The organism is Corynebacterium sp. CQ3829_602738, from assembly GCF_054478435.1.
On sequence record NZ_CM137003.1, the window covers coordinates 46,790 to 70,834 of the forward strand.

General features: G+C 64.9%; 11 protein-coding genes and 1 tRNA gene. 2 read left to right on the plus strand and 10 right to left on the minus strand.

Annotation, left to right across the window (positions count from 1 at the left end):
* Nucleotides 1-33 precede the first annotated feature (33 nt).
* From pknB to ACX1NL_RS00220, 7 genes are read right to left on the minus strand one after another with little or no spacing between them, the layout of a single operon-like run.
* Nucleotides 34-2,109 (minus strand): Stk1 family PASTA domain-containing Ser/Thr kinase, encoded by a 2,076-nt coding sequence (pknB, locus tag ACX1NL_RS00190; protein WP_458898297.1) that lies wholly within the window; start codon nucleotides 2,107-2,109, stop codon nucleotides 34-36.
* A complete protein-coding gene (locus ACX1NL_RS00195; protein WP_458898298.1) occupies nucleotides 2,110-3,657 on the minus strand; it encodes a serine/threonine-protein kinase in 1,548 nt (515 codons plus the stop codon). It abuts the gene before it with no gap.
* Complete coding sequence (locus ACX1NL_RS00200; protein ID WP_458898299.1) at nucleotides 3,658-5,112, minus strand: penicillin-binding transpeptidase domain-containing protein; 1,455 nt, start codon at nucleotides 5,110-5,112, stop codon at nucleotides 3,658-3,660.
* Nucleotides 5,109-6,461, minus strand: a complete 1,353-nt coding sequence (locus ACX1NL_RS00205) for an FtsW/RodA/SpoVE family cell cycle protein (RefSeq protein WP_458898300.1) — start codon at nucleotides 6,459-6,461, stop codon at nucleotides 5,109-5,111. Before ACX1NL_RS00205 ends, ACX1NL_RS00200 begins: the two co-directional genes overlap by 4 nt.
* Nucleotides 6,458-7,813 carry a PP2C family protein-serine/threonine phosphatase gene (locus ACX1NL_RS00210; RefSeq protein WP_458898301.1) on the minus strand — a complete coding sequence of 452 codons (1,356 nt, stop codon included), beginning with the start codon at nucleotides 7,811-7,813 and terminating at the stop codon, nucleotides 6,458-6,460. The genes ACX1NL_RS00205 and ACX1NL_RS00210 overlap by 4 nt, the downstream gene beginning before the upstream one ends.
* Entirely contained in the window at nucleotides 7,810-8,259 is a 450-nt protein-coding gene (locus ACX1NL_RS00215; protein ID WP_034996765.1) for an FHA domain-containing protein FhaB/FipA, read from the minus strand. The genes ACX1NL_RS00210 and ACX1NL_RS00215 overlap by 4 nt, the downstream gene beginning before the upstream one ends.
* A 12-nt stretch (nucleotides 8,260-8,271) precedes the next feature.
* Nucleotides 8,272-9,165 carry a DUF3662 and FHA domain-containing protein gene (locus ACX1NL_RS00220; RefSeq protein ID WP_458898302.1) on the minus strand — a complete coding sequence of 298 codons (894 nt, stop codon included), beginning with the start codon at nucleotides 9,163-9,165 and terminating at the stop codon, nucleotides 8,272-8,274.
* Between the two features lie 179 nt (nucleotides 9,166-9,344).
* On the opposite strand from ACX1NL_RS00220, the gene ACX1NL_RS00225 reads away from it, so the two are divergent.
* Nucleotides 9,345-9,428 (plus strand) — tRNA-Leu (locus tag ACX1NL_RS00225).
* 125 nt (nucleotides 9,429-9,553) lie between these two features.
* Here the strand turns inward: ACX1NL_RS00225 and ACX1NL_RS00230 are convergent.
* The 3 genes from ACX1NL_RS00230 to ACX1NL_RS00240 all read right to left on the minus strand — a co-directional run bounded on the left by ACX1NL_RS00230 (nucleotide 9,554) and on the right by ACX1NL_RS00240 (nucleotide 13,351).
* Complete coding sequence (locus ACX1NL_RS00230; RefSeq protein ID WP_458898303.1) at nucleotides 9,554-10,732, minus strand: IS1249 family transposase; 1,179 nt, start codon at nucleotides 10,730-10,732, stop codon at nucleotides 9,554-9,556.
* A 208-nt stretch (nucleotides 10,733-10,940) separates the two neighbouring features.
* Nucleotides 10,941-12,629 (minus strand): ATP-binding protein, encoded by a 1,689-nt coding sequence (locus tag ACX1NL_RS00235; protein ID WP_239306508.1) that lies wholly within the window; start codon nucleotides 12,627-12,629, stop codon nucleotides 10,941-10,943.
* 305 nt (nucleotides 12,630-12,934) lie between these two features.
* Nucleotides 12,935-13,351: a hypothetical protein gene (locus ACX1NL_RS00240; protein WP_458898304.1), complete on the minus strand. Its 417-nt coding sequence runs from the start codon at nucleotides 13,349-13,351 to the stop codon at nucleotides 12,935-12,937.
* A 114-nt stretch (nucleotides 13,352-13,465) separates the two neighbouring features.
* Between ACX1NL_RS00240 and ACX1NL_RS00245 the strand changes: the two genes are divergently transcribed.
* Nucleotides 13,466-23,914, plus strand: a complete 10,449-nt coding sequence (locus ACX1NL_RS00245) for a DUF6923 family protein (RefSeq protein WP_458898305.1) — start codon at nucleotides 13,466-13,468, stop codon at nucleotides 23,912-23,914.
* Nucleotides 23,915-24,045: the final 131 nt, after the last annotated feature.

Below are 24,045 nucleotides of genomic sequence, written 5' to 3' on the forward strand. Positions count from 1 at the left end.
GTGTGCGGGCCAATGCGTCGTGCTTATCGACGTCTAAAGCCCGAGCCCGCGCTGCACATTCCGCAGCGCGTTGTTCGCGTTCTGGGGTTGAACTGTATCAGCCTGCGGCGCGGCCGCGTTATTCTGCGGGATGAGTTTGCCAGCGTCGAACTTCCACAGGTTGTAGCCGATGGCTTGGTCCTTGCGGATGGTTTCGCCGGCGGCGACTTCCTGGTGGCCGATCAGGCCGTCGTCCACAAGCGCGCCGGTGGGCACCGTCGGGCCGGGTACGAAGCGGCCGTTCCAGCCGGCGTCGCGGAGCGCCTTCTCGGCTTCCTCGGGGCTTTGGCGGGTGATTTCCGGCATGTTCATGAGCATGCCGTTGGACACGCGCAGCTCGATGGTGGTGCCGGATTCCACGTCGGTGTTTTCGCCCGCGACGGCGAGCACCTGCCCCTCTGGCTTGATCGAGTCCACGCTGGTGACCGTGGAGCGCAGCTGCAGGGAGGACAGGGTTGCGGTGGCCTGCTCGACGTTGAGGCCCACCAGGGACGGCACCTGCACCATTTCCGGCCCGGAGGAGACGGTGATGGCGATGCGCGAGCCCTTGGCAATCTGGGTGCCGCCGGCGGGCTGCTGCGACAGGATGACGCCTTCTTCGATGCTGTCGGAGGATTCGCGGCGCACGTTGGGGTTGAGTTCCAGCCCGGCCTTCTTCAGCTCTTCGATGGCTTCTTCGGCCGTCAGGTTGGTCACGTCCGGCACGTCCGTCATTTCCTTGCCGGAGGAGACGGTCAGCGTGATCTGGGTGCCGCGCTTGAGTTCGGAGCCCGCGGCGGGGTTGGTGGAGATGACGTTGCCGCGTTTGATCTCGGGGCTGGGCTCTTCCATCACGGAGACTTCGAAGCCGAGGCGCTCGAGTTCGCGGACGGCGTCGTTGCGCGGCATGTCCACGAGTTCGGGCACGGGCACCATTTCCTCTTTGACCACCTCAGCGCTGTCGTTGTTCGCGGAGAAGTAGTCGTAGACGAACCAGGACACGGCCACCGCGAGCAGCAGGCCGAGCAGCGCGGAGAGCCACTTGAGCCAGTTGGAGGAGGTTTTCTCGTTGGCGGCGCGGTGGTCGGCGTAGCGCGTGTGCCCGGAGGCGGATGCTTCTCTGCGCACCACGGGTTCGCGCACCACGTCCCCAACCACAACGGTGTGGTCCTGGGACGGCGAGTCCACGGCGTGGGAGCCTGCGTCTTGTTCGGCGGCGGCGAGGTGGTTGCGGGCGGCGGTGGTGACGTTGCCGCGCTCTAGAAGCGCGAGGTCAGCGCCCATTTCGTCGGCGGTCTGGTACCTGTCGGCGGGGTGTTTCGCCATCGCGGTGAGGATGACGGAGTCGACGTTGACCGCCTCGTTGTCCGACAGCGGCGCGGCGATGCGCTCGGACGGCGGCACCGGGTCTTCCTGCACGTGCTGGTAGGCCACGGCGAAGGGGGATTCGCCCTCAAACGGCGGCACGCCGGTGACGGATTCGTACATCACGCAGCCAAGTGCGTAGACGTCGCTGCGCGCGTCGGCGGCTTTGCCGCGGGCCTGCTCGGGGGAAAGGTACTGCGCGGTGCCGATGACGGCGGAGGTTTGCGTCATGGCGGAGGTGGAATCATCCAACGCGCGCGCGATGCCGAAGTCCATCACCTTCACGGCACCGGTGTTGGTGACCATGATGTTGGCGGGTTTGATGTCGCGGTGGATGATGCCGGCGTCGTGGCTGGCCTGCAGCGCCCGGGTGACCGGCAGCAGCAGCTTCGCGGCGCGCTCGGGGGAAAGCGGCCCTTCGTTGCGCACGATGTCGCGCAGGTTCATGCCGTGGACGAGCTCCATCACGATGTAGGGCACGTCCACGCCGGAGGTTTCCACGGAGCCGGTGTCGTAGACCGAGACGATGTTGGGGTGGTTCAGGCGCGCGGAGTTTTGCGCTTCGCGGCGGAAGCGTTCGCGGAAGTTTTCGTCGCGCGCCATGTCGATCTTCAACATCTTCACGGCGACTTCGCGCCCGAGGGACACATCGGTGGCGGCATACACGTCCGACATGCCGCCGGTGCCGATGATGTCGCCGAGTTCGTACCGGTCCGCGATCAGCATTTACCTGCCACCTCCGAGCAAGCTATCAAGGTTGGGCAATTCTACCGCAGGGGCCGGTGAGTTCGTGTCCTCGGGCTGATTGCCTATCGACGTCTCACCCTCCGGCGCCCCACCCTGCTGCGTAGGAGTCGCCGCGGACGGCTGTGCCGGCGCGGAAGTTTCGGGGGCGGGCGCCTCAGCGGACGGTTCCGCCGGGGCCGGGGCGTTGTCGGCCTCGGACTCCTCGAAGCGCAGGGTGCCCGGGTTGCGCGGCTCCGTGACCGTGGTGCGCTCGCGCTCCGTGGTGGTCTCGGTGACCGGCTCTTCTGTCTCTTCCTCCGGCGTCGGCGTGGTCGCGCTCATGGTCGGCCGCGGGGTGGTGGGGGTGCCGCCGCCGGTGAAGCGGCCGAACACGCCCTCGGTGTACGCCCAGGCGGCGCCGCCGGCCAACAGCGCGAGCAGCAGGATTACCGAGATGATCGGCCCTGCCTTGGAGGACTTCTTCTCCGGTTCGTGTTCGCGCGGCGCTGGTGTCGCGGCGCGAGAGGGGGCGGGGGGAGCCGGAGGACGTCGAGAAGCAACGGCTCTTGCTGCGGATGGCGGGTAGGCGCCCTCCGGGCGGGAGGTGCGCTCCTCGGCGACGCTGGCGAGCATCTGGGTGGACGCGGTCGCGGACGGCTCGGTGGCCACCACCTGGGTGTGGCCGCCCGGCTGGGCGGGGCGCAGGCCCTGGCGGACCTGGGAGATGGCCAGCTGGAACTCGTTGCCGTCGCGGAAGCGCTGGCCGGGGTCCTTGCGCAGGGCGATCTCGATGAGCTCGCGCGCCGGGGCCGAGACGCTAATGGGCAGCGCGGGCGGCTCGGCGGACACATGCGCGAGCGCCACGGACACCGACGAGTCGCCGGTGAAGGGGCGCTTGCCGGAGAGCAGCTCGTAGCCCACCACGCCGAGCGAGTAGACGTCGGAAGCCGCGGTGACCTTCATGCCCTGGGCCTGCTCGGGGGAGACGTACTGGGCGGTGCCCACCACCATGCCGGTGCGGGTCAGGGGCACGGCCGCGGCGGCCTTGGCGATGCCGAAGTCCGTGATTTTCACCTGCCCGTGCTGGGTGAGCATGAGGTTGCCCGGCTTGATGTCGCGGTGCACCAGCCCCATGCGGTGGATCACGGCGAGGCCGTGGGCGGCCTGCTCCAGGACGTCGAGAGCCAGTGCCTCGTCCAGCTGGCCCTCGCGGGCGATGAGGTCCGCCAGCGACTCGCCGCGGATGTACTCCATGATGATGTAGCAGACGGTGAAGCCCGCGTCGGTGTCCGCTTCGCGGTAGTCGTAGGGGGCCACCACGTTGTCGGAGTTGATGCCCTGGGCACTCAGCGCCTCGTTGCGGAAGCGGGCTAGGAACTCCGCGTTGGAGCTGAACTCGGGGCGCAGCACCTTGATGGCCACCTCGCGCTCGTTGGCCAGGTCGTCTGCCAGCCACACGGTGGACATGCCGCCGTGGCCGATGATCCACTGCAGCTGGTAGCCGTCGCCGACGAGCTGTTGCAGGTCCTCGCGGTTTTCGGTGTTCATCTACTGTGCTCCTTCCACGGGTGCGGGGGCGGCGGGTGCTGCGCGCAGCACGGCGCGTCCGATCGGCCCGGCGACTTGGCCGCCGTAGGCTGCCTCGCCCATGTTGCCACCGTTTTTCACCACCACGGCAACGGCGACGTCCTTGGCCGGGTCGAAGGCGACGTACCACACGTGCGGGGCGGCGCCTTCGGCGTGCTCGGCCGTGCCGGTCTTGGAGGCGAATCCGTTGCCGTCGTAGCCGAAGGTCCACCGCTCGGACGCGAACATCAAGTCCGTGATCGTCGCGGCTTCCTCTTCCGTTACGGCCTCGTTGAGTTCCACCGGCTCGGTTTCGTGCAGGACCTTGCCGTCGGCGTTGCGCACTTGCCGCACCACGTGCGGTTCCATGCGCTTGCCCTTATTTGCGATGGTCGCAGACATCATCGCCGCCTGCAGCGCGGTCATGGTCACGTCGCGCTGACCGATGGTGGACTGCGCCAGCTCGGCGCCGCCGGGCAGATCGCCCAGCGAGCCGGCGGCATTCGGCAGGCCCAGGTTGTAGCGCTCGCCCACGCCGAAGCGGGCGGCGGCGTCGCGCAGCGCATCCGGGCCCATGGCGAGGCCCATCTGCACGAACGCGGTGTTGCAGGACAGGGCGAACGCGGTGCGCAGCGGCACCTGCCCGCCGCCGGCGCAGGGCTGGCCGCCGTCGTTGGTCAGCGGGATGTTGTCCGTGCCCGGCAGGATCGTCTGCGCCTCGCCGGTCAGCGGCGATTCCGGCGTGAAGCCGTTTCGCAGGCCCGCGGCGGTGGTGATGATCTTGAAGATCGAGCCCGGCGGCAGCTGCTCCTGCGCCGCGTGGTTCAGCAGCGGGTTCGCCGGGTTGCCGGTGGCCTCGGCCCAGGCGTCCTCGGCAGTGGCCGGGTCCGCGATGCCGTTGGGGTCGTAGCTGGGGGTCGAGGCCATGGAAAGCACCTCGCCTGTCGACGGCCTCACGGCCACCACCGCACCATCAAAACCCGGCTTGGCCAGCTGGTCGTACGAGAAGGCCTGCAGGTTCGGGTCCAGCGTCAGGTCGACGGTGTCGCCCTTCTTGCCGTCCTCGAGCCCGGTGCGCAGGAAGCGCGAGGCGGTGCCGGAGTCGCCGGTGAGGTCGCCGTTGTGGGTGGCCTCCAGCTGGGAGGTGCCGAACTGGTCGGAGACAAACCCCACGATGGGAGCAAACGACCACGGCATATTCGGGTACGAGCGCTGGTAGAAGCCGGTGTCGTCGTTGCGGTGGCTTTGCGCCAGCACGGTCTCGCCCGCGACGATGTCGCCGCGGTTGGTGCGCTTGAGGTCCATGAGGATGCGCGAGTTGTGCTGGTTCTGCGCGTACTCGTCTTCGCGCAGGCCCTGGACCACGGTGAAGTTGACTAGAAGCGCCGCGATCATCAGCAGCGCGACCACGGCGCCGTAGCGGATGGACTTGTTCATCGGGCGCCCACCACCTCAGGGCGCGCGGTGCCCGCGGCGACGGCGTCGTAGTCCGCGGGGCGGTTCGCGCTGTTGGAGATGCGCAGCAGCAGCCCCAGCAGGATGTAGTTGGCCATCACGGACGAGCCGCCGGCGGACATGAACGGCGTGGTCAGGCCCGTCATGGGCATCATCGCGGACACTCCACCGGCGACCACGAAGATCTGGATCACGATCGTCAGCGCCAACCCGGAGGCGAGCAGCTTGCCGTAGGAGTCGCGCGCCTGCATGGCGGTGCGGAACCCGCGGGTGATAAACACCGCGAACAGGCACAGCACCGCGGCGATGCCCACAAACCCCAGCTCCTCGCCGAGGGCGGCCAGGATGTAGTCGGAGTGCGCCACCGGCACCAGCTCCGGGTGGCCGTAGCCCAAGCCGGTGCCGGTGATGCCGCCCCAGCTCAGGCCGATCAGCGCGTTGGCGGGCTGGTTGCCAATGCCGTCGAAGTCCGCGAACGGGTCGATGAAGTTGGACACGCGCTCCTGGATCTTGGAGCTGACCTGGTAGACGGCGTAGCCGCCGACGGCCACCAGGCCGACGCCGATGAACAGCCAGGAGGCGCGGCTGGTGGCGAAGTAGACCATGCCCAGCACGGTGGCGAACAGCAACAGCGCCGGGCCGAAGTCGTTGGAGATGCCCATGATCAAAATGGCGATGGCCCACACCATGAGGATCGGCGCGAGGTCGCGCAGGCGGGGGAAGGTCATGCCCAAGAAGCGCTTGCCGGCGACGGTGAACAGGGCGCGCTTCTGGGCCAGCAGCTGGGCGAAGAAGATCAACAGCAGGATCTTGGAAAACTCGCCGGGCTGGATGGAAAACGGCCCGAGCCACAGCCAGATGCGCGCTTCCTCGTAGCCCGGGGGCTGCGGCCAGACCAAGGGCAGGGCCAACAGGATCAGGCCCACCAGGCCCAGCAGGTAGGAGTAGCGCGACAGGGACTTGTGGTCGCGGATGACAATGAGCGTGAGCACCATCAGGCCCACGCCGACTAAGGACCACAGCATCTGGCGCTCCGCCAGCGGCCCGTAGCCGGGGCGTTCAGCCAGGTCGAGGCGGTAGATCACCACCAGGCCCACGGCGTTGAGCAGCGCCACCACGGGCAGCATCACCTGGTCCGCGTGCGGTGCCAAGAACGCGATGGCTACGTGTGCGATGGCGTAGACGCCCATGAACCCGCCGATGATGTAGAGCATCTCGGTGGACAGGGTGCGCCCTTGGCTCGTCTCTAAGCCAAAGAGCATGAGGGCTAGCAGGCCTGTGGTGAACAGCAGGAGGAGCAGCTCGCGGCTGCGGGATACTAGGCGGCTCATCGCACCTCCCGGCACTTGCCCTCGTCGGCGCTCTTCTTGTCCGTGCAGGCCGGCAGCGCCTGGTCCGCCAACTCATTCAGCTTGGCTAATACGTCGTCGTAGGAGCCGGTGACGTCTTCGACCTCGCGCTTGTCCTTGGGCAGGTCGGAGGTGGTGAAGATGCTGCAATCGCCCGGCTTGCTGTCCTTGGAAATCACGCGCAGGTCGCCCTTGGTGTTCAGGCAGGCGCGCTGGATGTCCTCGGTTTTCGCGTCCGCGAACAGGTTGTCGCGGGTGGTGTGCTGCACCACGAACTCGCCGGAGTCCTGCACCTTCAGCGTGTACTCGTCGGTGGCGCGGGACTGCGACCAAATCACACCTGCCACCGCGAGCACCAGCAGAAGCACCAGCGTTGCGACGACCCAAGGCCACACCGACGACGGCTGCTTCTTCCCGGCGGCGCTAGTGTGGCCCTCCTCGTCGTCAGAAGCGTCCGCGTCTTGGAGCTTCGCCCGGTTGTGGTCCGGGGTGATGGTCTCGGACTTGCGCAACAGCGCTGCGGCGCGGGAGGCGGCCGAGTCCGGGTGGGAGGACTCGTAGCCCGGGTCCAGCGCGCCGGCCCTGACCACGGCGCGGGTTTCCCGGGCGTTGTTCTCCGCAGCCTCGACGACCTCCGCCACCACGACGGTGACGTTGTCGGGCCCGCCGGAGCGCAGCGCCAGCTCGATCAGGCGGTTCGCCGCCATCTCCGGGGTGCCGTCGCCGAGCGCGAGTTGGATGGTCTGCTGGGTCACCGGGTCGCTCAACCCGTCGGAGCACAGCAGGATCCGATCGCCCGGCTGGACCTGGATCAGCTCCAGGTGCGGCTCCACGGCCCGGCCGGTGTACGCCTTCAAAATCAGGGACTTCTGCGGGTGCGACGAGACGTCCTCGGGTGCGAGTTTGCCGTCGTTGACCAGCGACTGGACGAAGGTGTCGTCGACGGTGAGCTGGCGGAGCTCGCCGTCGCGAAGCAAATAGCCCCGGGAGTCGCCCACATGGATCAGGCCGAGCTCGCGGCCGTTGAACATCGTCGCGGTCAGGGTGGTGCCCATGCCGGCCTGCTCGGGGTGCTCGGCCACGGACGCCTCGATGGAGGCGTTGCCGTCCTCGGCCGCCGCGCCCAAAAGAGCGAGCATGTCCGCGTCCTCGGGGTCGCGGTCCAGGTGCTCGAGGTGCTCGACCATGAGCTGGCTGGCCACCTCGCCGGCGGCGTGGCCGCCCATGCCGTCCGCAAGCACCAGCAGGTTGGGGCCTGCGTAGGCGGAGTCCTCGTTGTTGGCGCGGACCAGGCCGCGGTCGGACACGGCCACGAAATCTAGCGCGAGCTTCACGGCATCAGCCTCACAATCGTGCGTCCCATCTTCATGTCCGTGCCCACGGTCACCCGCTCAGGCTGATCAATACGCACCCCGTTGACGAAGGTGCCGTTGCGCGAATCCAAGTCCTCCACGAACCAGTCGCTGCCCCTGCGGAACAGGCGCGCGTGGCGCGAGGAGGCGAAGTCGTCGCCCAGCTGGAAATCGTTGTCTCCAGCTCTACCGACAGTCAAGTCTTCTAAGCTGGCAATTTCCATGTGGGAGCCTTTCAGCGGCCCCTCAACTACCGCAAGGGTGCGCGCTTTCTCCCTGGGGGCAGGAGCAGACGCACTTGCCTTACGACGCATCGTGCCGCCCGCCGACACCACATCCTTCCTCTGCGTCCACATCACCAGGAAAATGAACACCCAGAGCAAGGCCAGAAGGCCAAAGCGGGCGCTGAGGATCATGGTCGAATCCATGGCAAACCCCTCTTACGGGCGGAAGTATTCGGTGCTGGGGTGCGCCACCGAGTCCGTGAACTCCGGCTGGTTGGCGCTGGCCTGCGGCTTGTCCTCGCCGCCGACGATGCGCACCTCAATATTGGAGTGCCCCAGCGTGATCACGTCGCCGTCCGCCAGCATCCAGTTCTCCACCGGCTCGTCGTTGACCGTAGTGCCGTTGGTGGACTGCAAATCCACCAGCACCGCCACCTGGCCATCCCACGTGATCTCCGCGTGCTGGCGGGACACGCCGGTGTCCGGCAGGCGGAAGTCCGAATCGTTGGAGCGGCCCAGGATGTTGGAGCCCTCGTGGACCAGGTACGTGCGCGACGAGCCGTCCTGAAGCAGCAGGCTCACCGTGGTTGCCTCAGGGTTGGCGGCAGCCTGCGGGTCCTGCGGCTGGTTGGCGTTAGGTTCGGACATTGCATCCTCCTTCAATTGCGAGCGCGAGGCCTTGCGCTTCTTCGGCTCCGCCACAATGGCGTCGAAGCCGCTGACCACATCCGGCATGGTGTCGATGTATGAAGACACCCGGAGCTGGCCAGTGCGCAGACCCGACTCCTCCGCGATACGCACAACAACAGGGCCATCCAAAAACCATTGTTTGTTGCGCACGTAGCGCATGAGTTGATCGGCGAGGTCCACAGGAAGATCGCGGTTCTGCGACAGGTTCTCCAAGTCCTTCGAAGACACACCCACCGCGTACACGTTCGGGGCGACGTACTCGTCCTTATCCGTGACCACCAGCGAGTCCTGGGCTTCCTGCTTGACCAGCTCCTCAATTTCTTCAGGCACAACCTTGCCGCCGAACAGCGCCGCCATGGAATTGTCCAAGCCGCGCTGCAGAGAACTGTCCAGCTTTGCCAGCCTGTCCATCACTGCCATTTCCTGCGTACCTCCTTTCTTCACATCAGAATTTAAGTAACCCGGACAGTATAGGTGCCGCACCCGACACCACCTATCCGCGCAGCGTGTCGGCCCCGTTGCAGACGCGGGGTAAAAGGCGGTGTGCGCTGGCGATTTGTAGTTTTTGTGAGCTGCGTTCTATATTAATCAAGTCGCCCGCCCGGGTGGCGGAATTGGCAGACGCGCTGGCTTCAGGTGCCAGTGTTCGCAAGAACGTGGGGGTTCAAGTCCCCCCCCGGGCACAATGTGTTGTCTCGAGGCACCGTTCCTACGGTGTCTCGAGATTTTTCTTTTGTGGTGTGGGACGGGGTGGGGTGTTTTCGGGTTAAACGACAAAATGTGTGTCTGGCTCCGGCGTGTCGCGGGGTTAGATGTGGCCTTTTTGGATGCCGATTGAGTGTGTGTAGTCGGTGTCGATAGCGTTGTCGTAGAGGGCTGGGCGTCCAGTTTCGTGGTCGGCTTGGTTCTCGTTTCGGGTCAGGGTGGATACTTTGGCGAGTTGGCCCTGGCCCCAGTCGGACTGCCTGGCGATTCGTATTGAATCGTCAGGCAGCTCCGTTTTGAGGTAGAGCCACCAATCCAGCATGCGGCGTTGTCGTTCGCCGGATCTGCCGCGGTGGGTTCTGGCGAGCAGTTTGAGCTGGGCGTTGATGCCGCCTTCCAGGCTGTTGGTGGTGGATTTGATCCGGTCAGGCTGAAGGACTGCTGCTGGTGGGGTGAGGTAGACAAACAGCATCTCGGACCGGAAGAGGTGGTTGAGGCTGTTGTAGGCCTTGCGCACGTTGTGGTGTGTCCACACGCGGGTGAGCGCACCGGTTTTGGGGTCTTTGATCAGGGTTTTCTCGTCCATCCATGACCGGTAGATCGTGGAGAATTCGTGCAGTTGCGCACCCCATGCGGCTGCTTCGTCCAGGGTGGTGATCCGGGTCAGTTTCAGCGCAAGTCGGTAGATGGTGCGCCCGGCATCGGTGCGTGGGTTGCTGGTGGTGTAGCGGCGCACCACGCGTTGGGCGTGGACGAGGCAGCGTTGGATTTTCGTGGTGGGCCAGCACTTTTTGATCGCGCTGTAGGCTCCCTGGCCGCCGTCGATGACGGCGATAAGTGGGGCTTCGATGCGTTCAAGCAACAGTTGGTAGTCGCGGGTAGTTTCGTGTGTGCACCAGTGCCAAGCGATGACGTGGTCGATGGTCGCTGCGACGATCAAGCAGCCGCCGGCGGTGTAGGTGCCGTCAAGGAAGATCTGGTCGTAGACCCGTTTGTCGTGGCCGACGGTGGGGTCAGGCACATCAACGAGCCAGAACGGTTCGAAGCGGCGCTGCAGCGTGCGTGGTGAGCATCCCACACGGCGGGCGACAGTATCGAGGCTGGCACCGGTGGTGAGGTGGTCGATGAAGACGGTGAACGCCGCCGCGTTGGTGATGTCGCTTCGGCGTTTCACGCTGGAGGCGCCGCATTGTTTGCAGCGCCATCTGGTGGTGCCTTTGCTAGTGGTGCCGTTGCGTTTCATTTCACCGCCGCAGTAGCAGCGAGGTTGGTTCTTTGACATTGCGACACCACACCACGCCGCGCATAGCACACCAACGCTGCCACACCGAGGATTGAACGCTCGAGACCCAGATATATGCCCCGGGAGCATATACTTTCCTGAAACCTACAGGTCAATCCCTAAAAATCCGCGATTCTGGACACACTTTTTGACCCTTAACCCGCTTTTGCTTCTCGACGACCTCCGGTCCGCGCCGGCAGCCTCCACATCACACCCAGTAGACGACCACTCTGCCGTCATGGGGCGCCGGGCCCTGCTGGAGGCCATCGATGTTTTTCAGGGCTCGGTACACCTGGCTTTCGCTTAGCCCGGTAGATAAAGCCAGCTCGCGTCTGCTCAGAGGGTGGCCAGTCTGCTGTAACGAGTCGAGCACTCGCTGTTCGTTCGTTGCAGTTTCGCCGACAGCACGGACCGGCAGTTCCGCTTGGCCGCTCCCACTCTGGCGGTACGCGGTCCCTCTTCCGGTCCCAACCTGCTCGGCTAACCCAAAGCGGACCAGCTCCTGGAGTTCGTCCCGGGCCTGAACCGAATCCATCGGGAACTCATTGCGGTAAGCGGAGTTCGTCAGTTCCGCACCGTGCCGCATTGCTACAAGCGCGTGTTTCTGCGCGACAGACATCACGTTGGCTCCAGGCTGCTGGGAAAGCCAGTTCCTATCTTCCTCTGACAGCATGCTCGACGAGGTCAGCAGCACCTTGAACTTGATTACTTCGTCTTTGAAATAGGGTGCCGGAAGGAAAGCGTCGCGGAGGCTTCGCCGCACTTCGGGAATCCCGGTGGCATGTCCTTCAATGACTCGCTTGCCGTCCTCGGTCCTGATTGCGGAACACATGCGGTACAGCACTGCGTTTTTCGCCCGCGGGCTTGTCTTGCCAAGCTCGCGTTCTGTCAGGCCCCACAACCCACCGGGATTCTCAACGATAAACTTCATCGGCAGTTTGACCAGCATCGGGTAGCTGCCGAAGCTGGCAACGGAAAGGTCGCGGTGAACGAGCGCGTTGGCGATAACTTCTCTCAGCGCGACGGCCGGGATTTCGGGAGCGTCGAACCCGTGGCCATCGCGAAACGCGACCCCGCGCATCAGGTGCTTGCGGGCCCATGACTCGGCTGATTCGAGGAGATCGGGAATAGGGCCGGTGAACTCATCGTGGTCGGTGAGACGCAGGCCGGTGTTCTGCCCGTCACCTCTCGCGTGCGCCTTCACGGCCGTGTGCGGGAGGAACTGCTGCGGGTGGAGCCCCATCGCGTACACCGCAGCAACCGTCGGTAGACCAGTCTCGTGGTCGACGACGTTTGTACGCACGAGCAGTTCGTCACGGCTCATCCCCTGGAGGCGGCGCGAACTTCGCTGCTCTGCACTCAGGTACTGTTCCAGCAGCTCCGGCACCAGGTCGCGGTCCACGTCCGCTCCTTCGACCGGTTGCCGGTCGTGGGTTGGCTGGCTGCGCTGGGAGGTGAGGTAGAGCTCCTCCTCTCGGCTCAATTCGTGATCGCCATCGCTCGATCGTGTGAAGGCAGGACCATTGGCCCCGACCCGAAATGGTCGGCGCTCGGGTGGTTGCGGAGGAATTACGCAACCTACAACTTGCTTCCCGTCGATGGTGGCGATTTGCACGGCCCCAAGCTGCACTGGAGGGTGAATGCGCTCGCGCGCCTTGGTGCCAAGCCCGGCTGCCAGGTCCTTCGCATTTGCAACCCCGCGGACGCGCATCTGCCCGTCTTCTTCGGCGAGGCCGAGGACGATGACACCGCCATCGGGCATATTCGCGAACGCACTGAGGGTCTCATCAAGTGAGGTCGGCAGCCCACCGGAGGCATCCTTGGCCTCGATATTCCAGGTATCGGTGCCGATGCTGAGCAGCAGGTCGATCAAAGCCGCGAGGTCAAGTTCGGACATGAACCGAACTGTAACGCATTTGCGTTACGCGTAATGAAAATGCAATGCAGATTCTGTTACGTGTAACGAACTTTTTATTAGATTGCGGGACAAACGGTTGTCGGCGGTTCTCCACTGAAATACAATCACTTTTGTCCTCTACTGTTTGCTTGTTCATAGCTCGGAGCCACTGGATGCCCACTCAAAAAACATCTCCTCTGCCCAATTCTCGTCCACGAAAAAACTCAAGCCTTTTGGCCACCGCCATGGCGGTGTCCCTCACGTTTGGATCTGTGGCTGTCCCGCAGATTGCAGGAAACACCGCCTCAGTGGCTTTTGCGGCCGGCGTCCGCGGTCTCGCCTTTAAGAAATGGGACGATGACGATGGTGTCCGGATGATCACGAACACCCAAGGCAGCGCCAATTCCCAACCTGCTTTGACAGGTAACCGGCTGATTCTCCGCACGGGCGGTGTCGGTGGGAAGGCCACTCAGTTCCCTGCGGGCGAATACACCATTTCCGTGAACGGTGTTGTGCACGAAACCGTGCAAGGTCAGCCTCGGATCGAGACCAATGCTGACGGTCAGACCAACGCAGTCCTCATCTTGGATCTCAAGAAACGTCTGAATGTCGCTGAGAATGTGCCAGTCGTAATTGAAACGACGGCGCCCGCAGCCGGTTCCAAACCGACCACGGGCACAATCAAGGCCGAGGATGTCGCTGTTGACACCGTCGATCTCCAAGCCAACCCGGGTCTCCGCGACCCGCTCAAGGCGTCAGAAAACACTGACGCGTGCATCGTCGAGGTGACGAAGCGGGATATCGGTGTCTCGACTTGGATCGCCGAAAGTTTCTACATGAACCCGGATGGTTCCCGTCCGAGGAACGTGAAGCGCAACTACACAGTTCTTCAGTACCGGGTTGATGGAGTGCAAGGCGATAATGCCTTCAAGCCGGTGAACGGTAATGGCGTGAGCCCGTGGGTCTACAACGCTCTCGCGTATAACCCGGCCGATGGATATCTGTACGCAGTCTCGCAGGACAGGCCGCAGAACGGTGCCGATTCCGGCCTTTCTAACAACAACCCTGATCCCCAGTACCCAGCAGGCCACCTACTTCGAATCAGTCCCGTGACTGGAAAGGCGGAGAGCATCGGACGGGTCGACGGCCTGGTTGATGTCGATGTTCGCTCCGGTATCACAAACGGTGCGTTTGACCTGAATGGCAACTACGTCTTTTCCAACAATTCCGGTAACGGCACCGGCGACATCTACCGTGTCAAGTTCAACGGCGGGAGCAAGACAGAATTCTCCATTCCTGAGGTGACAGCGGCAGGAAATCGCGTGAAGTCGACTAGGCAGAAGCTCGGGGATGCAAGGCCAACGAGTGCGAACGACTGGGCTTACGTAGGCTTCGACAAGAGCCCGTACGCGTGGTCCATCAACTCAGAGAACGGCCACCGCTACCTTTACCGCACGAACGTGCTTGACGGCTCCATGATCTACTGGCAGGTGGATGATCTCTCTACACCTACCGATCAGAAGCTCGTGGACGGGATCTACGGCAACGCATGGACGTATGCCAATGGCAACCTCGGATTCAGCGTCAACGGCACAGGCGACGCCTACCAGATCTCGGTGGAGAACCCGAACGCGACGAACAAAGATGACATCAAAATCGGTTTGGTGTCCGTTGAGAAGGTCCCGGCATCGTACAACAACGACGCGACGACTAATGCGATCACGGTGCAGGAGTACCGGAAGGCTGATGTAGATCTGTCTATCGCCAAGAAGCTGGAGATGATCGACGGGCAGCCACAGTGGACCGTCACCGTCACCAATAACTCCGGGTGCTCTTCGTCTGGGTTCACTGTCCGCGATCTCATTTCAAGCGGCCTCTCGGACGTTCGGGTGGAACCACAAACCCAGGGTTGGCTCACACAAAGCAGGTCGACTAACGGATCGATCAACTGGACCCACGGGCCGTTGGGGGCGGGTCAGTCTGCAACGTTGAAGGTGAACGCGAGAGTTGCAGACGGCAAGTGCGCAATCAACAAGGTTGCGGTGATCGGCAACGAGATCGACCCAACCCCGGCGAACGATGTTGTGGCGGCCGGTGACTGTGATCCGAAACTCGAGATCAAAAAGTACATCAACGGTCAGGACGCTCAGGACACCGATCCGAGTGACTGGCCTGAGCTTGCCGTCAACGGGAAAATCACCATCCGGTACGACATAAAGAACACGGGGCGCGGCAAGGTCACTGGCATTAAGCTGCAAGACGCTGTGACAGCAGGAGAGCGTTCAACGGAGCTTCAAAACGCCATCAACGTCGAACTGGCGAAAGTTCCAGAGTTCGATCTCGACGGGGGTGCAGAAACGTCTGAGACAATCACCGTCGATGTTCCCCTAAAGACCCAGCCAGAGAACGATTACAAGCACCGAAATTCCGCTTTCGCACAAGGCACCTTTGACCCGAACAATCAGGGCTTCCCGACGTTCAACGGTGGAATTCAAGATGGTTTCACCTACGACCCGTTCCCACAGAATCTCCAAATGGTGTCTGTCCGGTCGAACGATGATGAGGCAAACGCCGTCATTCCAGCCAAACCACCAGTCGTCCAGAACCCGAAGTTTGCCGTGGAGAAAATCGGCCTCCAGGCCGGCGGCGTCCAGCTGCAGCGCCGCAGCGAAGGAGGCTACGCCTATAGCGCTGAGTACATCGTGCGGGTGCGCAATACCGGCGATGCCGAGGGTCAGTTCGCCGAGGTGTGGGACGCCCCGTTGAAGGGTGCTGGGTTCAACATCACCCAGTTCACCGTAGATGGCAACCAGGTCCAGCCAACTAATGGCCGGTACAAGGTCAGCGACCCGGCCACTCTGGCGGCGGGTGCGACGAGGGACTTCAAGGTTGTCGTCACCGGCACGCTCACCGACAAGGCTGCGGACGCGCTTCCGGCAGCTGTCGGCCAGTGCGACGCCGTCACCCCGCAGAACCCGGGTGCCGGTTCCGGCCTGGTCAACATGGTCACCATGGAAGGTGACTCCGACGGCCCAGAGAACAACATCGTTTGCCAGCCCGTCGAGCTGCGTCGCCTCACGGTGCAAAAGCGGATCAACGGCTACGAAGACACCGCGCTCACCGCTGGTGAAGCGACCGAGCTGTGGTACCGCGTGATCAACACCGGCAACACCACGCTCACCGGCATCACGGTCGCAGACACGATCAAGGAAGGCAACCAGGCGCTCCAGGCACAGATCGACACCGAGCTCCAGAAGATCAACGCGTTCGACCTCGCGCCGGGCGCTATCCGCGACATCAAGATCACCGTGGAGGCCCCCGAGGGCTACCACGCCGACGAGGGACGAGCTGAGGTCCCGCCGACCACGATTACCGGCACCACCAACGCGAGCTCCACAGTTCCGGGCACCACACTGCCGGGCATCACCGCCACGGCCACGGCGACGGCGAACACGCCTGGCATCAGCATCCAGAAGCTGATCAACGGCTTCGACAAGAACGCCCTAGTGGTCCCGGGTCAGCCGATGACCATCACCTACCGCGTGGCCAACACCGGCGGCGTGCCGCTCAAGGGCATCTCGCTTATCGACGAGGTGCAGTCCGCCACCACCGAACCCCTCACCGCACTCCAGCAGGAGATCAACGCCAAGCTCCAGGGCATCAGGCTCGACCTGCAGCCGGGCCAGGTGGTGGAGCGCTCCATCACGGTGACGGCGCCGGTGGACGGGCACGTGAACGTCGCAAAGCCAACTGTGCCACCGGTGACCATCCCTGCAACGACGATCCCGGGCACCACGATCCCGAACGTGACCACCGTTCCGGAGACAACAGTGCCGGAGCGTGTGGTCACGCCGACGACCACGCCGTCCGATGATGCGTCGTCGACCCCGGTGAACCTCAGCATCCTCAAGGAGATCCGCGCGAAGGACACCGATCCGTGGCTCGACGCGGAGGCCGGCCAGCCGGCAGCCGTGGTCACCCCGGGCCAGGACATGCAGATCCGCTACACGGTGACCAACACCGGCAAGGTGAAGCTGACCGGCATCGACATTGTCGATCAGGTCACAAGCATCGAGGGCAGCACCACGGCTGAGCGCCAGGCGCTTACCGACGCCCTGAACGAGGCACTCGTGACAGAGGGCCGCGGCTTTGAGCTTGCACCGGGTGAAGAGAAGGAAGTCATCGTCACTGTGAAGGCGCCGAAGGGTGCCCACGTGAACGTGGCTAAGGCGACCGCGCCTGAGGTCCCAGTGACGGAGACCGTTACCAAGACGGTTCCGGGCACCACTAACGCCACCACGACGGTGCAGCCCCAGACGGAGACCACGGTCGTCCAGACCACGGTCACCCCACCGACCCCTACGAACGAGGCACGCTCTACGCCAACAACCTCCGAAGTGCCGCCCGCCGTCGTTCCGGACCCGCAGTTCGCAGTAGAGAAGCTCAACAACCAGACCGGCATCAGCCTGGATCGCAGCGAGAACGGCCAGTACGGCTACTCCGCCGAGTACACCATCCGTGTTCGCAACACCGGCCCGATTGCTGGACAGCACGCGAAGGTGTGGGACGTGCCGGTGCGGGGCGTCGGTTTCGACATCACCTCCGTCACCGTTGACGACGCCGAGGTCAAGCCGGATTCCGGCCGCTACCTCATTTCCAACGAGGCTGAGCTGGCCGTGGGTGAGTACAAGGACTACCGCGTGGTGGTCAACGGCACCGTCACCGATCAGGCAGCGAACGCGCTGCCGGCAGCTGTCGGCCAGTGCGACGCCGTCACTCCGCAGAACCCGGGCGCAGGCTCCGGCCTGGTCAACGTGGTCACCATGGAGGGCGACTCCGACGGCCGCGAGAACAACATCGTTTGTGAGCCGGTTGAGCTGCGCCGCCTGAACATTGAAAAGCGCATCGACGGTCGCGAGAACGCCCCGGTCACCCCGGGCGAGCCGATGGAGATCTGGTACCGCGTGTCCAACACGGGCAACGTCACGCTGTCCGGCATCACGCTGGCAGACCAGATCACGGAAGACAACAAGGAGCTCCAGGCGGAGATTGACGCTGAGATCGCCAAGATCGAGGCCTTCGACCTCGCGCCGGGCGAAGTCAAGGACATCACGTTCCCGGTCACCGCGTACGAGGGCGAGCACACCAACGAGGTGCGCGCCCAGGTGCCGGAGACCACCGTGCCGGGCACGACCCGCCCGGAGACCTCCATCCCGGAGACCACCGTCCCGCCGGTGACCGTCCCGGGCACCACCAACCCGGAGACCACGGTGCCGGGCACCACCATCCCGGGCTCGACCGTCCCGGCGACGACCATCCCGGGCACCACGGTGCCGGAGCGTCCGGTGCCGCCGACCACGGTCACCGCCACCGCGCACGCGGGCTCCCCGTCGCTCGAGGTGAAGAAGTACATCAACGGCCGCGACGAGCACGCCATGGTCGTCGCTGGCGAGGACATGGACATCACCTACCGCCTCACCAACACGGGCGCCGTGCGTATCGACGGCATCCGCCTCAACGACGCGGTGAAGGAAGAAAACCCCGCCCTGCAGCAGTCCATCGACGCGCAGCTGGGCAAGGTGGCCCCGATCTCGCTTGAGCCGGGTGAGTCCACCGACGTGACCGTCACTGTCAAGGCGCCGGCTGGTCGCCACGACAACGAGGTCAACGTGACTGTTCCACCGGTCACGGTTCCGGGCACCACCATCCCGGAAACCACCGCGCCGCCGCGCACGACCGTCACCACCGTTGACGGCACCCCGACTACGTCGACCATCCCGGGCACCCCGGTTCCGGGCACGACCGTGCCGCCGACTGTGGTGACCGTGACCGCACCGCCGGATGACGCCGCTTCCGACACCGTGTCTCTTGAGATCCTCAAGGAGATCAAGCGCGCAACTGACGGTGAGGATGCTTGGCGCGACGCCGAGACACCGGCAGATGCTCTCCCGGTCGTGCCGGGTGAGGACATCCAGCTTCGCTACACCATCACCAACACCGGTTCGGTCCCGTTGAACAACGTGGCCCTGATCGATGAGGTGACGGAGCTCGCGGAGGAGAAGGACAAGTTCCAGGAAGCGATCAACAAGGCAATCGAGGCGAAGCTGGCTGAGGAGTTCCCGGACGGCATCAACCTCGAGCCGGGCGCCGAAAACGCTGCAACCGTCGAGATCACGGTGAAGGCGCCGAAGGACTACCACGTCAACGTGGCGAAGGTGACTGCTCCGCCGGTGGTGACGGAGGAGACCGTTGTGTCCTCTATCCCGGGTACGACGGAGCCGGGTACCACGAACCCGGATACCACTGTCCCGGGGACTACGGTTCCGGGCACCGTGACCACGGAGACCACCCAGGTCACCATCACTCCGAACACGCCGACCAACAAGGCGCAGTCCACTCCGATTCCGCCGGACGCCCCGCAGTTCGCTGTGGAGAAGTTCAACGCGGGCAACCCGGGCGTCACCCTGGAGCGCAATGACAAGGGTGTGTACGCCTACAAGGCTGAGTACACCATCCGCGTGCGCAACACGGGCCTGGTCAACGGCGAGCACGCGAAGGTGTGGGACGTGCCGGTCCGCGGTGTCGGCTTCGCCATCGACGAAGTCACCGTCGACGGCACCAAGGTCGACGCGGATAACGGCCGCTACCTCATCTCCGACGTCGCCGAGCTGGACGCGGGCCAGTACAAGGACTACCGCGTGGTGGTCGACGGCACCGTCACCGACGAGGCTGCAGCTGCGCTGCCGGCTGCCGTCGGCCAGTGCAAGGCCGTCAAGCCGCAGAACCCGGGCGCAGGCTCCGGCCTGGTCAACGTGGTCACCATGGAAGGTGACGGCGATGGCATCGACAACAACATCGTCTGCGAGCCGGTTGAGCTGCGCCGCCTCAACATCGAGAAGCGCATCAACGGCCGCGTGGATGCCCCGGTCACCCCGGGCGAGCCGATGGAGATCTGGTACCGCGTCCGCAACACCGGCAACGTGACCCTGACGGACATCACGCTGGCGGACCAGATCAAGGAAGACAACCCGGATCTGCAGAAGCAGATCAACGAGAAGCTCGCGACTGAGCTTGCGAAGCCGGAGTACAACCCGTTCAACCTGGAACCGGGCGAGTACAAGGACGTGAAGTTCCCGGTCAAGGCACCTGAGGGCGAGCACAACAACGAGGTCACGGCTGAGGTTCCGCCGAAGACGGTTCCGGAGACCACCCGTCCGGGCACCACGGTCCCGGGCACCACTGGTCCGTCCACGACGATTCCGCCGGTAACCATCCCGGAGAGCACGATCCCGGGCACCACTGAGCCGGGTATCACGGTGTCCACCACGGCACGCGCGTCCTCGCCGAAGCTGTCGGTGAAGAAGTTCATCAACGGCCGCGACGTGCACGCTGTGGTCGTCCCGGGTGAGGACATGAAGATCACCTACCGCCTCACCAACGAGGGCCCGGTGCGTATCGACGGCATCCGCCTCACCGACAAGATCGAAGAGGCCAACGAGGACCTGCAGCGCCGCATCGACGCGCAGTTGGGCAAGTTCGCCCCGATCTCGCTCGAGCCGGGCCAGTCCCACGACGTGACCATCACTGTGCCGGCCCCGGCCGGCAAGCACCGCAACGAGGTCAACGTCGATGTCCCGCCGGTGACCGTTCCGGGCACCACGCTCCCGGGCACCACCGTGCCGGCGACCGTGGTCACGGTGACCGCGCCGCCGGATGACGCAGCGACCGACTCGGTTGAGCTGAAGATCAAGAAGTACATCCGCGGCGTCGACGGCGTATGGCGCGATGCTGAGGAAGCGCAGGACGCCGCACCGGTGAACGCCGACGGCACCATGGACCTGCGCTACGTGATCACCAACACCGGCTCGCTGCCGCTCAACGGCGTGGTCCTGACGGACACCGTCGAAGAGATGGAAGGCCAGCAGGAGCTGCAGGACGCGATCAACGCGGCCCTGGAGGCGAAACTGGCTGAGGAGCACCCGGACGGCATCAACCTCGAGCCGGAGCAGGAGATCACCATCGAGCTCGAGGGTGTGAAGGCGCCGAAGGTCGCTCACACCAACGTGGCGAAGGTGAGCGCTCCGCCGGTGGTGACCGAAGAGACCGTCGTGTCCTCCATCCCGGGCACGACTGAGCCGGGCACGACTAGCCCGGACACCACGGTCCCGGGGACCACGGTTCCGGGCACGGTGACCACGGAGACCACCCAGGTCACCATCACCCCGAACGAGCCGGAAGATAAGGCACAGTCCACGCCGACGACGCGTCAGACTCCGCCGCCGCCGGTCACGGAGACGACGACTGCGCCGGCGCCTGAGCGGCCGCAGTTTGCCGTCGAGAAGCTTGCTGCTCGTGCGGGCAACGTCGAGCTGACCCGCAACGACGAGGGCAGCTACAACTACTCCAACGAGTACGTCATCCGCGTTCGCAACTCCGGTCTGGTCGCCGGCGAGCACGCCACCATCTGGGACGTGCCGCTGCGCGGCGCCGGCTTCACGGTCAACGAAGTGACCGTCGATGAGAAGGCTGTGGACGTGAAGAACGGCCGCTACAAGGTCGCCGACGCTGCTGAGCTGAAGCCGGGCAAGTACAAGGACTACAAGGTCACCGTCACCGGCACCCTGGCTGAGGCCGCGGCGAACAACCTGCCGGAGGCTGTCGGCCAGTGCACCGCCGAGGGCGCGAACCCGGGTGCGGATTCCGGCCTGGTCAACGTGGTCAACATGGACGGCGACACCGACGGCCCGGGCAACAACGTTGTCTGCACGCCGGTTGAGCTGCGCCGCCTGAACATTGAAAAGCGCATCAACGGCCGCGAGGACGCCTCCGTCACTCCGGGCCAGAAGATGGAGATCTGGTACCGCGTCCGCAACACCGGCAACGTGGAACTGACCGACATCGCGGTCGCGGACCAGATCCGCGAGGACAACCAGGAGCTGCAGGACGAGATCAACGCGGAGCTGGCCAAGAAGGCTGAGCCGTTCAACCTCGCGCCGGGCGCCTTCCAGGACATCCGCATCGAGGTCACCGCGCCTAAGGGCGAGCACGTCAACGAAGCTCGCGCCGAGGTGCCGGAGACCACGGTTCCGGGCACCACCCGTCCGGGCACCACGATCCCGGGCACCACTGGCCCGTCCACGACGGTTCCGCCGGTGACCATCCCGGAGACCACCTTGCCGGGCCGCAATGTGCCGGGCACGACGGTCTCCACCACCGCGCGTGCGAACTCGCCGCTGCTTGAGGTGAAGAAGTTCATCAACGGCCGCGACGAGCACGCCCTGGTCACCGCCGGCGAGGACATGGACATCACCTACCGCGTGACCAACAAGGGCACTCTGCCTATCGACGGCATCCGCCTCACCGACGAGGTGAAGGAGGACAACGCCGAGCTGCAGCAGGCCATCGACGCCCAGCTGGGCAAGGTCGCTCCGTTCGCGCTCGAGCCGGGCGAGTCCATGGACGTGACCGTGACGGTGAAGGCCCCGGCCGGCCGCCACGACAACGTCGCGGGCGTGACCGTGCCGCCGGTGACCATCCCGGCCACCACGATCCCGGGCACCACGAACCCGCACACGACTGTGCCGGGCACCACGGTGCCGTCGACAGTGGTGACCGTGACCGCGCCGCCGGATGACGCCTCCTCCGACTCCCCGCAGCTGGAAATCCTCAAGGAGATCAAGCGCGCGGACGAAGGCGACGACGCATGGCGCGACGCCGAGACCGAGGGCGACGCCCTGCCGATCGGCGAGGGCGAGACGATGGAGCTGCGCTACACGGTGACCAACACCGGTTCCGTGAAGCTGGACGGCGTCGACATCGTGGACAACGTCACCCGCCTGGACGGCGGCGACGCCGACGAGTTCACCGCCGAGATCAACAAGGCGCTGGAGTCTGCAGGCCGCGGCCTGTCCCTGGAGCCGGGCGAGTCCGTGGAGATCGTGATCGAGGTCTCCGCGCCGGCGGGCTACCACGTCAACGAGGCGATCGCGACCGCACCGCCGGTCACCGCCACCGAGACCGTGGTGTCCTCCGTGCCGGGCACGACCAACGAGACGACGACGGTTCCGGGCAGCTTCGTCACCGAGACCACGGTGGTGGAGCGCACCCCGAACACGCCGACGAACAAGGCGCAGTCCACCCCGACCACGGGTGTGGCACCGTGCGACTGCGAGGTCAAGACCACCACGATCATCCCGGCGCCGGTGACCACCACCGTGTCCGGCGAGGTCACCACGGTCACGCCGGACCCGGTCACCTCCGAGGTCACCATCACGGAGACTCCGGAGCCGGTCACCTCTGAGGTCACCACTACGGAGACCCCGGAGCCGATCGTCACCACTGTGGTGCAGACGCAGGATCCGATCACGGTCACTCGCACCACGCCGGTCACCACCGTGCAGACGGTGACGCCGGAGCCGCAGACGGTGGTCACCACCGTTGAGGGTCCGGAAGTGACCACCACGCCGGATGTTCCGGGCCAGGTGGTTGTGGTTGTGGACGACTCCGGCAAGACCGTCACCGAGGTCGCACCGACCCCGGTGGATGGCTACACCCCGCCGGTGACCGCGACGGCAACGTACACGCTGCCGCCGGTGGTCACGGAGACGCTGCCGCAGATCACGGTCACCGAAGTGCCGACCACCCTGGTCACCACCAAGGCCACCGTGGATGAAGGCACCGACATCCTCGGCCGTTGTGTCGCCAACGCGGTGCGCTCGCCGATCCTGTACATGGTGCCGCTGCTGCTGGCGGGCCAGGTGCTGGGAGAGGTCGCTGCCCCGTACGTCAACGCGGTGAACGAGCAGTTCAACCAGATCTCCGCGGAGATCCAGGATGAGATCCGCCGCAAGACGCCGAACTTCGGTTACGGCCGCCGCGGCCAGGAGAACGAGCAGGTCGCCGAGCTGCGCGCGAAGGCCGAGGCCGCGAACCGCATGCTGCAGGAGCTGGCAATGCGTCCGGACGTGCAGCAGTACGGCCAGTGGGCAGCTATCGCCGCCGGCGTGGTTGTCGCGGGCTCCGTCCTCTACGACTGGTGCTCCAACGAGGCCGGCGAGGCGTTCACCGCCATCGGCCCGAAGAAGTCGACCTCCGTCGACGAGGTGCGCGTGGGCGGTTCCTCCCTCGGGGGTGACCGCGTGACGACGGTCGTCCCGCCCGTCACCAACACCCCCGGCCGCGACGAAACCGCCGAGGACGCAGGCGAGGCCGCTGGTGAGGCTGGCTCCGAGGCCGGCTCCGCTGACGGCTCCTCCGCGGGTTCCTCGGAGGGCAGCTCGAACTAACGCTCCTCTGAGCTAGGCGCGAAACCCCGGCAGGCTGGAACCCCAGCCCGCCGGGGTTTTCCGCTGCGCGGCCAGTCGAAAAAGTTTAAGCCCCGGGCGCATGCTTTCGCAGAGGCGACACCGAGGCGTAC